Annotated in this window: 11 protein-coding genes; all 11 read right to left on the reverse strand. The window is 38.3% G+C overall.

What is annotated here, in order from left to right; all coding sequences use genetic code 11:
- Window positions 1-19: 19 nt before the first annotated feature.
- Window positions 20-1,039, reverse strand: a complete 1,020-nt coding sequence (gene waaF, locus UFO1_RS20840; protein ID WP_038673924.1) for a lipopolysaccharide heptosyltransferase II — start codon at window positions 1,037-1,039, stop codon at window positions 20-22.
- Window positions 1,040-1,101: 62 nt separating this feature from the next.
- A complete protein-coding gene (locus UFO1_RS20845; RefSeq protein ID WP_038673925.1) occupies window positions 1,102-1,491 on the reverse strand; it encodes a GxxExxY protein in 390 nt (129 codons plus the stop codon).
- Window positions 1,492-1,539: 48 nt separating this feature from the next.
- The gene (gene rfaE2 / locus UFO1_RS20850; protein WP_038673926.1) at window positions 1,540-2,013 is read right to left on the reverse strand and encodes a D-glycero-beta-D-manno-heptose 1-phosphate adenylyltransferase; all 474 of its coding nucleotides are present in this window, start codon (window positions 2,011-2,013) and stop codon (window positions 1,540-1,542) included.
- 142 nt (window positions 2,014-2,155) lie between these two features.
- A complete protein-coding gene (locus tag UFO1_RS20855) occupies window positions 2,156-3,157 on the reverse strand; it encodes a bifunctional heptose 7-phosphate kinase/heptose 1-phosphate adenyltransferase (RefSeq protein ID WP_371256616.1) in 1,002 nt (333 codons plus the stop codon).
- An 18-nt stretch (window positions 3,158-3,175) separates the two neighbouring features.
- Window positions 3,176-4,594, reverse strand: a complete 1,419-nt coding sequence (locus tag UFO1_RS20860) for an LptA/OstA family protein (RefSeq protein ID WP_038673927.1) — start codon at window positions 4,592-4,594, stop codon at window positions 3,176-3,178.
- A gap of 201 nt (window positions 4,595-4,795) precedes the next feature.
- Complete coding sequence (locus UFO1_RS20865; RefSeq protein WP_038673928.1) at window positions 4,796-5,719, reverse strand: hypothetical protein; 924 nt, start codon at window positions 5,717-5,719, stop codon at window positions 4,796-4,798.
- Between the two features lie 259 nt (window positions 5,720-5,978).
- Window positions 5,979-6,410, reverse strand: a complete 432-nt coding sequence (locus UFO1_RS20870) for a hypothetical protein (protein WP_038673929.1) — start codon at window positions 6,408-6,410, stop codon at window positions 5,979-5,981.
- 141 nt (window positions 6,411-6,551) lie between these two features.
- Window positions 6,552-7,796, reverse strand: coding sequence for an S-layer homology domain-containing protein (locus UFO1_RS20875; RefSeq protein ID WP_038673930.1), 1,245 nt, complete (start codon window positions 7,794-7,796; stop codon window positions 6,552-6,554).
- Window positions 7,797-8,261: 465 nt separating this feature from the next.
- Window positions 8,262-9,635 carry an S-layer homology domain-containing protein gene (locus tag UFO1_RS20880; RefSeq protein WP_038673931.1) on the reverse strand — a complete coding sequence of 458 codons (1,374 nt, stop codon included), beginning with the start codon at window positions 9,633-9,635 and terminating at the stop codon, window positions 8,262-8,264.
- A gap of 217 nt (window positions 9,636-9,852) precedes the next feature.
- Window positions 9,853-10,278, reverse strand: coding sequence for a Holliday junction resolvase RuvX (locus UFO1_RS20885; protein ID WP_038673932.1), 426 nt, complete (start codon window positions 10,276-10,278; stop codon window positions 9,853-9,855).
- Window positions 10,279-10,656: 378 nt separating this feature from the next.
- Window positions 10,657-11,787 carry an S-layer homology domain-containing protein gene (locus UFO1_RS20895; RefSeq protein ID WP_038673934.1) on the reverse strand — a complete coding sequence of 377 codons (1,131 nt, stop codon included), beginning with the start codon at window positions 11,785-11,787 and terminating at the stop codon, window positions 10,657-10,659.
- Between the last annotated feature and the right edge of the window lie 8 nt (window positions 11,788-11,795).

Genomic DNA, 11,795 nt, shown 5'->3' on the forward strand with positions numbered 1-11,795 from the left:
GTAACACTGATAGTCTTAATTATATAATTTCCTGTAATTTATCAATAACTTGGCATACTGTGATTTCTGACAAGCAATCACTATTTTGGGGACACTTACGCTGCCAGCAGCCTTGACATGAGTGTGATGCCAGTAGCACTTTATGATTCTCTCCATAAGGTCCATTCCGCTTAGGGTCAGTAGGACCAAACATGGTCACTACGGACGTTCTTACTGCCACTGCCAAATGCATAGGACCAGTATCGCCACCAATAAAGGCTTTTGATTTTTTTATAATATAGGCTAATTGTTTCAGAGACGTTTTTCCCGTTAGGTCAATGGGTGGTATCTTAGTTCTTGAAATTATTTCTGCTGCTAGTCGTTGATCATTAGGTCCGCCAATGATGACTGGAATTATATTGGCATCATAAAGCTCGTCCGCTAGCTTGGCAAAATGAGTGGTTGGCCAGCATTTTGATGGCCAATTCGTACCAGGAGCCAGGACAACGTAGGCATTCTCTAATTTTAAACCAGCATGGTTAGCAATGGCTTCAGCCTTTTTGGCTTCCAGTTCTATAATGTTCATAGGGAAAACGACGTCATCTATTTTACATCCTAAGTACCTTGCAACATCTAGATATTGATCAACAATATGACCATTTTGATGGTCGCCACAAATTCGTTGCCCGATTTTGTCACTTAGTTCTCGTGCATTGCAGTAAACCAATCGTTGGGGTGCACCGCTGAGATAAGAAATGGCGGCACTTTTAAATAAACCTTGCAAATCAATAGCTAGGTCAAAATTGTGGGCTTTGAGTTGTTGTGAGAATTTATATCCATTAGTTAATAAACCTGTTAGGGATTTGAATTTTGGCTTATCAAATATGATAATTTCATCAATATACGGATTATTGGTTAAAAGATCGTAGGCTGGTTTTTCTACCACCCATGTAATACGTGCATCAGGATAGGTCTGCTTCAAAGCATATGAAACAGGCAAAGCATGAATTACATCACCAATGGCGCTGAGTTTTACTATAAGGATATTTTTATAAGTCATGTGTAGATACCTCAGAGTTTCTAAAAATTTTGAACCACAAAGACACAAAGGACACAAAGGGGTTATGTCAGTATTATACGTTTAATTCCATTGCGTAAGGAAGTTACATTAAAATTGATTAATAATCCTAATTGTAATCCGGTAATTTTCAAATAAGACAGTAGTTGAGCATTGTGTATTGGCATTAAACTTTCTACTGCTTTTAATTCAATAATCAATACTTTATCCACTAATAAATCCAATCTACCTTCTCCAATTAGATGACCTTTATAATTTATTGCAAGTGATTTTTGACTTTCAAATGGTATCTTACGTAAAATTAATTCTAGGGATAAAGCTTGTTCATATACACTTTCTAGATAGCCTGGTCCCAGAACTTTATGAACTTCTATAGCTGCGCCAATAACCTTATTAGCTAATACACCTGTCTTATCATCTAAAACTCCGTGCATCTTTCAGCCCCCTTGTGTTGTGCGTTAGCACAATTGTGCCTTTGTGGTTCAATTAATTTTTTCTGTGATTTTTTTTATAATATTACTTGATGATTTGCCGATTACTTCGGGGATGAGGATGGTTTGGCCGCCGTGCTGAGAGACTATAGCGGATTCGGGGAGGTCCTTGATGTTGTAGTCGCCACCTTTTACATAGATGGCTGGTTTGATCTGAGAGATTAAGTTTTCAGCTGTGGCTTCTTCAAATATTACTACATAATCAACAGCAGAAAGAGCCGATAGAACTTCGGCTCGGTCATCTTGGGTATTTATAGGACGCGTAGGTCCTTTTAGGGTACGAACCGATTGGTCACTGTTGAGGCCTAGGATTAGGCAGTCGCCATGTTCTCTGGCGGCCTGCAAGTAGCGAACATGACCTACATGAAGAATGTCAAAACAGCCGTTGGTAAACACAATTGTTTTACCATCGGCTTTCAGTTGGTCTGCTATATTCTTAATTTGGTTAGAATCTACAATTTTCATATTGCACCTACTTTTTAAAAAGTATCTAAGAAGTCTTAACCACAAAGACACAAAGGACACAAAGATTTTTATACTTTATTACTATAAGTTCTCCATTGTGTTGCACCTCAGTGCAATTGTGTCTTTGTGGTTAAATATATTTCTACTCAAAGTGTTCATCTATCGCTTGGCGAAGTTCGGCAGGAGTGGTTGTGGCTGTACCTGGTTTTTTAACTACAATGCCAGCAGCAAAATTGGATAGGCGCGCTGCATCTTCATAGGAGGCTCCTGCAGCTAGGGCCAAAATCATAGTGGCAACTACAGTATCCCCTGCACCAGTTACATCATAAACTTCACTTTTATTAGTAACTGGAATATGAGTGACCTTACCAGACTTTTCGAATAAAGACATACCATCAGGACCACGGCTTATGAGAACGGCCTCTGCATCTAGTTTTTCTAGAATGGTCTTACCTGCATGCAATAGCGTAGCTCGATCCTTAATATCATCACCAACAGCAGCGGCGGCCTCGGATTCGTTTTGCTTGACTACGGTAATCCCATGATATGACATTACATTATATCTGGAGTCTACCATACAAGGTATATTGTTTTGGTGGCACTTAGTGATGACACCTTCAATTATACTTGGTGTAACAGTATGACTCCCATAATCGCTTATGACCACGCCATCCATGTCCTTTATATACTCTGTAATATAAGACTTCACTGCTTGCTCCACTTCAAATGATAACTTCTCTTTTTTTTCTTTATCAATACGGACAATTTGTTGGCGAACAGTGGCTTGTCCACCTGCCATAATCCTTGTTTTCGTAATGGTGGGACGACTGCTATCTAACAGTAACCCCTCTGTATCTACCGCTTTGCTTTGCAGTACGCGGGACAACTCCTGCCCGGCAAAATCATTTCCGACTACACCAACTGCATAGATAGTTCCCTTTAGGGTAGCACCATTGTGCACAGCATTGGCAGCACCACCTGGAACTACATTCTCAATTGAATGTTCCAAGATTAATACTGGAGCCTCCCGAGAAATCCTAGATATCTCACCTTCTAGATAAACATCGGCTACCATGTCGCCAATCACCATTATCTTTTTCCCTTGCATCTTTTCTATAAGTTCAACTAACGACTTTTGCAACATAAATAACCTCTCTATTTATCACCACTTAACAGCGGCTACTTTTACATTCCATTGTCCACGTTTTGCACGATAGGTAAGATCTGCATCAAAACAATGTAAATTATGAGACCATGTATAGTCTACATCTTTCACAGTATCACGATCTAAATCATAGTCCACTTTTACACCTACAGAATTCAGTTTATCTACTTTGTAAGTAACACCGCTGGTTAATTCTCTTGGTATATCAATTTTGTCATATTCATAGACCGATTTTCCTGATTCATTACGGTAAGAATACCCTACCCACGTTTCTAACCTGTCATTTGGTTTTGCTGTAATGCGAGTATCAATACTCCATATATTATCAACAGAATTGTTATAGCCATAAATTGCTTTCTCATATCCTGTCCCAACATCTAAAGTTACTTTCTTACTAAGTTGAATGGGATCACGTTGAAAATATAACTTGTAATCTTGGCGCCAGCCTGAAATATCACCTTGGATCCATTTCCCATTGCTGGCAGTAAAACTACCTACCACTTTACCTAAACGTTGAGGTTTTAGCGTAAACATAAACTCTGATTCTATTTTAATCCATTCATCATCACTATTTTCCAAGTTACCATTATATAATTTTAAAGTATAGTTTTTCTGGCGATCAATTACACCATAGGTCGGTTTAAAACCATCCTTTGAATAATATCTTAAATCACCAAATGCTGCTAACTTGTCAGCGATAGGATATTCTAAGTATTGAAAAATTCTAAAACCATCATGTGAGTTATAACCTATGCGAGGAAATGGAGTTTCCCCCTCACCCTTCACTAATGAAGTTTCATACTTTGGTACAGAGTAGATTACAACATTTTTAATCCAAAATTTGGCATTATAGGCAATCATTTTTTCTCCAGGCCAAACTTCTATCCGTTCTGCACTCATATGATAATCGGGGACTATCGCTGGACACTTGGTAGCTGTTCCATTATGAGCGATTAGCTTATCAGGAAAAAGCTCCATGTTTTCTCCTGACATATGCTCTTTACCTACTACCCCTTTTACTTGCTTCATGTTTCCCACGTGCGTAGTGTAGTTGTAATGAGTCGATGTACCAACAAGATTAGTACCTGGCTGCTGCAGAGTGGCTTTCCCGTCTATCCACACTTCTGTCTGCTTGCTATTACCTCGCATGGCGTCGGTAAGTATGGTATCTGTATTTTTAGTTACCACTACATTGCCTTCGGCAAATAGGTCTCCTGTTTCTTCGTTATATTTTAGATTATCAGCTTGGATTACCATAGGTGCTTTAGGTTCTGCTTTCTCAGCAGCATTTTTTTTAGAATTATCCTTAGGGTCAGGAGTTACGTTATCTTTTGTATTCGCGGCTTGTCCTACAATAGAAACACTAGATACTAACATCAATACGGATGCACAAACCATAAATTTCTTTATTTGCATTACTTTCTCCTATCCGAAAAATATTTATTGATTAGCGAAGCAGTCTTCACATCGTCATACTTCTAGCCTAGTGAGGAAAACGGACATAATAAGAGATTTTCCTCATTTTACTCTATTATTATACCACTTTTCGCGCATAACTCCATACGGCAATATGTAGAAAAAGCCGTCTAATGACGGCTTTCGTAAAAATTCACCTAATTATTTCCCTTGAATGCCATATGCACTCGTTTCTACTTTTGTCTGAATGTACATTTCCGTACCTACAGGAATCTCTACTTCTTTACCATGAACAAAGGCCCCCCCAACGATACCAATGGGTCCTAAAATGGCCATACCCGCAATAGAAGCACCAGCAGCTGTCGCTAATGACTTATTCTCTTCCTTTGCTTTTTCTCCTAAGATTGTATTTATCATTGTGCCATCAATGGCTTCAACTGTATCAAAGGTAACTTGCAATTGAGCATTGCGACCAAAATTTCTGGCCCCTTCCACCTTAGTTACGACTCCTTGACCTTGTGACCCTTTAGGAATTACTAAATTTCCATCAACATAAATATCATCTGCTGTCTGATATGTTACTACATCTCCAGGGCGACTGGTGCGTGTATTAAGTGGTGTAACCAACTTTATCTTCAATAAGCTATCTTTACTTACTGCCGCATTTGTAATTGAAATTTTGCCATTTGCATAAGCTAACTTCAATAATTTATTTAACCGTTCGTCATAAGAACCTGTAGAAGGAACCCCTGTCAGAACGTGTTCTAGATTCTCAATCCGTGCTTTAGCTGGTCCCGCTGTGACCGTATGAGTAAGAGACCATTCCACAGCATTCAATTTAATAAAAAAAGACGGTGCATCTACAAAGTTATCGTGACAATAAGAGTATAGAGTATCCGCACGGTTTAATAGAGCATCCTTACTTTCTTTTCCCATTACATCTTTTTCTAACTTACTCATGCGTTCCACTAACGCCCCTGTCATTTCGGCACCATAGAAAAATTTTTCCACAGCAGCAACCTTATCTAACACTGTCATTTCAGAAACAGATTTAGCAAAAACTAGCCCCATATTCGAACATATAAATAATGTAAGTATTGTTAAACTGATAAATTTACGCCACATTGTAGTATATATCCCCCTTTTGATTTGTCTATTTATATCATAATTCGTGATTACTACAAAATTTTCCTGCTGGGACTAACTATTAGATAATAAAAAAATATAAGGCTTGCGTTAACCGCAGAGGCTCAGAGGACATAGAGAAGAAAAAGAAAAAGAAATGAACCACAAAGACACAAAGGGCACAAAGGGGTTCTTACTATCCTTTGTGTACTGCGATAGCAGTTTTGTGCTTTTGTGGTTCAAAAATGTCTTGTTTTTACTAAATCTTCACATCAATAATGGCCGATACGCCAACACCGTTGACACGAGAGAAGTTTACAGGATTTTTGCTGTCGATAGGTATTAAGGCTTTTACGCGAAATGTTCTTCCACTGAAGTCACCTTCAATTTGAACAACAGCCTGCGTTTGATCTACTAATTCCTGCGTCCCAATAACTTGAGCAGCCCCTATGTAACCACCGTTGCCAAAACTGAGAATCGGCACAACTTTTGTTGCGTAGTCGGAACCAGCACCATGTTTAAATGTGAGGGTGTTGATGAAACCATTTAATTGACCAGAAAACTTATCAATTAGAATGGAAATACCTCCAACCTTTAGAATGTCACCAAGTCCAAAGGCTTGGGTAACGGGTACTGCAGCTACAGATAGCATGCAAACGACTAGCAGACCTGTAATAAATCGTTTTTTCATGATTTCCCCACCTTTTTGCATTATGATTGGATAGTTATACCTTCGATGTAACTGTTATTATTTCCTGCTGGAAATTATGGGTAAAACGCTATATTAGAAAAGCCGCTGGCATATGCCAGCGGCTTTTTCAGTGAGCTTTTCTTAGAAGAAGAACTCAACTTGTGCTTGATAGAATTTAGTTTTTTCAGTGGAATTAACAATAGGTTTCAAATCAGCATATTTAACGCGAAGAACAGTGTTCAACATTGGAGTGTAGTTAAATCCTACTTCGTAACCTTTAGTACCATAAGTCGGTTGACCCAATGCACTGTATGCGCCATCAAAAGTAGCCTTAGGAGATGCATTAGCTTCTAAATGACGGTAGTTAACCCATGTGCCATAAGAACCAACTTTCTTTTTGTCAGCGCCTTTATAACCAAGCTCAGCATAATATGCTTTATTTTCGTTATCAGCATCTGAAGCACCGTATGAACTGCTTAAGCTCCAGTTAGGAGTGAACTTTGTAGTAAAGCCAGCTTCCCAAACTTTTACTTTATCAGTACCGCTAAATCCATTCAATTCTCCATTATTATCTTTATCCTTGAACTGGTAGTAACCACCGTTTAAAGTAGTTGCTTTTGAAGTGTTATATTTCAAACCAAGACCAGTTACTTCTAAATAGTTGGTAGTTCCAAGGCCCCATACATCATTATTATTTTCTTTACCATAGAATACATCAGCTTTTACTACATTACCGAATTGGAAGTCTACACCATTTAATGTACTATCAATCATTAAACCATTGTTTAAGAAGTAATCAAAACGACCAATAGTAGCAGTCGTTCCAGCGATTTGTCCTTTTACATAGGCATTATCCATAGTTACAGTGTTATCGTCGCCACCTTTTAAGTTGTTGACGGCTTGTAAACGACCATAATAAGCCCATTGGTCATTGATAGTACCATCAAGATGTACACGAGTACGTAAGTTAATTTTATTAGTTGTTTGATCAGTATCTTCAAATCTCAAACGAGCTTCACCAGTTACTTTGATAGTAGAAGAATTTTTTTCTAATTTAGTTACGCGAACATTCAAACCTTCTAATTCGCTAGCGAATTCTACGGAAAGTTTGTCGATGGTAGCTTTTTGGCTAGCATCTGCTTTGTCGGAATGAGCCATAGCTTTTGCTACGATTTGAGCCATTTCATAACGGCTGATCATTTTGTCGCCTTTGTATGTGCCATCGCCATAACCGTCAACGATACCTGCTTTTGCCAATGAGCTTACAGCATCATAGGACCAGTGTTTTGCAGGAACGTCAGAGAAAGGATTTGTTGCAGCGAAAGAAGTACCAGCTACGCCAAGTATCATTGCCGCTGCCAAGGAAGCTACTAATTGTTTTTTCATGATAATCTCTCCTTAGGTTTTATATTTTTTGGGGTTACGATGAACTTCCACCTAAGGAAGGATATCTTTTGAGTATCCATGTTTCCTCAATGTTATCCCTACTTAAAGTTTACAGTTCATATCTATTCACTACTGCGAGAATTTTTTGTCATACAAAAATTTCTTTTGATGACAATTGCTTTCTAGCAGTGAAAGATCTTCAAAACAAATCTCCATATAAGTAATATATTCTATATATTGAAAAATATTCAGCATTTGTATTAATTTTTCCTGCTATTTTTTAAGATTATATTAACTTTATATGAAAATTTTAACATATTGTTTACATTTCCAATTTTACACAATAATGACTGGTAAGTCAAGTTGATTTTTAAAAGATATTAATCGAAAATAAATATAGCTGAACTCTTCAGTTAATTTAAAAATGAGCCTCCTAATGAAAGGAGGCTCATTTCCTATGTTATATTAGAAACCGTAAGTAATTGTACCCATGAAGTATTTTCTATCAGCTGTTCCAGCATAGTTTTTATCAGGATTGTAATTTAAGCTCAATAAACCATTTTTGAAGAGGGTATATTCCACGCCATATTCGTAACCCTTGATATCATTGGCACCAACGCCACCACTATTATCAGTGAAATTACGAGTTGTATAAGCTTTAGGGTCAAAACCAGCTTCTGCTTTAGTATATCCAACCCATAGGCCAAATGAACCAACTTTAGCAGCATCTGCTCCTTTGTATTTCACTTGAGCCCATTTAGCCTTAGCAGTGTCAGCAAGAACATCTGCGCTATTCTCAGCATATTCTGCACTTATCGCAATGTTTTTGAATGCTTTATAAGTAGTACCAACTGCCCATGTATCATAATTGGATTGGCCATTGGATTTTTTACCTTGATCTGCAAAATAACTTGCAGTCAAATCAAGTTTATCATTTACTGGATACGCAGCGTTTGCGAATACGAAAGTACGATTGTCAACAGCAACAGCATCTTTTACTAAATAATTACCAACATCACCGGCTGCCACAACATAATTGTTAGTAACAACACCAGCATTATTAACTACGTTCCACTTCTTACCAACATCGCTTGCAGTTACTTTAGTATAAGCAGGTGCTGAAGCAGCTGTATAATTTCTCTTAACAATACCAGCATATACTTTAAGCTTATTACCTGTTCCGACTCTTAATCCATCCCAGTTACTGCTGGTATCCATGATAAGACCTTTACCAAGCCATAGAGGCATACGTCCTAAGGAAACTTCATCAAGTCCAAAAGCCTTACCAGTTACATAAGCTTGGTCAACTGCTGCATTACCATTTACTTCACCAGCTTTAGATTCTTGACTATAGCGGCCTTTGAAAGTCCAGTTATTGTCAAGAGGAGCTGTCATCATTAAACGCAAACGAGTTTTGTACTCTGTGTTAGGATTAGCTGTGTCAGTGGATTCCATACGTTGACGAAGTTGACCATTGAATTTAATATTGCTCATTTTCTTCTCAATAGCACTTACGCGTACACCAAGCTTGTCCAATTCATCAGAATACTCAGCTTGCAATTTTTTGATTTCGGCTTTTTGCTCAGCGTTTGCTTTTTCTTCGTTACCCATAGCTTTTGCTACGATTTGTGCCATTTCATAACGAGTGATGGTTTTGTCACCTTTGAAAGTGCCATCGCCATAACCGTCAACAACACCAGCTTTTGCTAATTTTGTTACGGAATCATAAGACCAGTGTTTTGCAGGAACGTCAACGAAAGGATTGGATGCAGCGAAGGAAGTACCAGCTACACCAAGGATCATTGCGGCTGCCAAGGAAGCTACTAATTGTTTTTTCATGTTTAGAAATCTCTCCTTAGTTTTTTTTATTTTTGCTCGGCAAGTTCGCAACATAAGTCTAAGAAGAGTCCATGATTGAGTGTCCATGTTTCCTCAACTGTCCTTATTCGCAACTTACTATGTCAAATCTTACCTTGCTAATTGCTATATTCTCCCTAAGTTTTTTTATTCCTGCTCAATTTTTGTTTTTTTTGTACAAATTGTTACCTTTTTGTTACTATATTGTTAACATTTTAGAAAAGTAGCGCTCTGCTAGTATCACGGCCACATAATCATCCACTGGACAGGGTGGTACTTGCATCGTTACCGGGATTAGGCGTTTTAAGCCTTTGGGAGGATTTTCTCGCCAATAACGGAGGCGGCCTTCGTCGGTGGTGCGATACTCGTCTACGAGTATCAGAGTCATAGATTTTTCATTTTTTTCTAATTCTTTCAGTTTTTTTTCAGCTTCTTTACTGGAAGTCCCATCTCCCATAATGATTGTGTTTGTATTATAATTGTTAGTTAGTTGTTCTACTGTGGTAACTAGATTGATTGTGTCTATTACCGCTTGCTTTAATACGCCTTTTTCTTTATGTACAACAGCTATTCCACATTTTTCTCGGCCTGGATCAATGCTGATAATTGTTTGGTTTATGGTCACGACACACCCCGCCTTTCAGGCACCCCTCTGGTAGAGGGGAATTTTTATATTGTATTGTTAGTGTTCTCGCTATGTGGGGGAATTCCTTTGAGGGATTGGGGGAATGGCGAATTTTTGAACCACAGAGGACATGGAGGGAAAAGATAATATTGAAACGCGAAGGGGACTTGAACCACAAAGACACAGAGGGCACAAAGAAAATAATTGAAATAGAATGGACACGAGGGGCATTGAACCACAGAGGTGCAGAGGACACAGAGAAAAATTTTGAAACGCGAAGGGCGCAAGCCGCTTACGCGGACACGAAGAACACAAAGGAAATTTCATAGGTAACAGAAAAAGAGCACCCCGAGGGGTGCTCTTTGGATTAAGGATTAATTAGAATTTTACGTTAACAGCTGCGGAAGTACGTGCATTCATGTTATCGAAATCTTGGTATTTAACATTTAAGTTAGCGTTTTTAGTAAGAGCTTTATCATATTGATATTCCATACCTTTAATTGCTACGTCTGTAGGAAGAGCAATTACATCAGAGCTAGAGTAAGCATTGTAAACGCCTGCATCTGCATCTCTATGAAGAACAGTCAAGCCAGCTTTGTTGAATTTAACACCAAAAGCAGTAGCACTTGCTTTGTTAGTATCGTTTTTAACATAATCAGCAAGAGCAGTTACGCCGTTAGCGATAGGAGCAGAACCATTGATTGCGTATGCCTTGTTGTCACCGTTTTTCAAGTAGTCAGCAGTTATTTTTCCACCCATTACATTAACACCATATTCAGCAGCATACATGTGTTCAGGAGCATTAGCAGTTCCATTAGTAGTAGTTCCAGTATTATTACCTGCAAACAATTTTAATGCACCAGTTTGAAGTCCAAGACCAGTCATTCTATCATCAAACAGAATACCTGAACCCAAAGTTACGTCTTGACGACCTACAGTAGCTTTTGCACCCAATGCATTGAATGCTACGTTAGCAGTATCTAATTTAACGCCAACAGTTTGGTTGTTATCGCTAGGATTGAAGCTTGCACTTAAACGTGCATTGTAGCCAATTTCATTGTTGATTTTACCATCAAAAGAAACGCGAGTACGAAGGTCAGTTTTGTCATTAGTATCTTCAACATTAGTGTAACGTACACGAGCATCACCAGAGATTTTTACCATGTTGTCGATTTGGTTTTGCATACCTTCTACTTTAACACCCATAGTGTTTAATTCAGTAGCGAATTCTTTTTCTAATTTTTCAACAGTTGCTTTTTGATCATTGTTCAATGATTTTGTCATAGCTTTTGCTACGATTTGAGCCATTTCGTAACGAGTAACAGTTTTGTCACCTTTGAAAGTTCCATCGCCATAACCATCAACGATACCAGCTTGTGCTAATTTGGATACTGCATCATATGACCAGTGTTTTACAGGAACATCGGAAAAAGGATTAGCGAATGCTGGTACAGCAATGCTAGCAGCTAATGCAGTTGTTACTGCTACTTTTAAAAGTCTCTTGTTCATTTGAAGAA

Origin of the sequence: Pelosinus sp. UFO1 (genome assembly GCF_000725345.1) — a bacterium.
In the GTDB taxonomy this organism is placed as follows: Bacteria; Bacillota; Negativicutes; order DSM-13327; family DSM-13327; genus Pelosinus.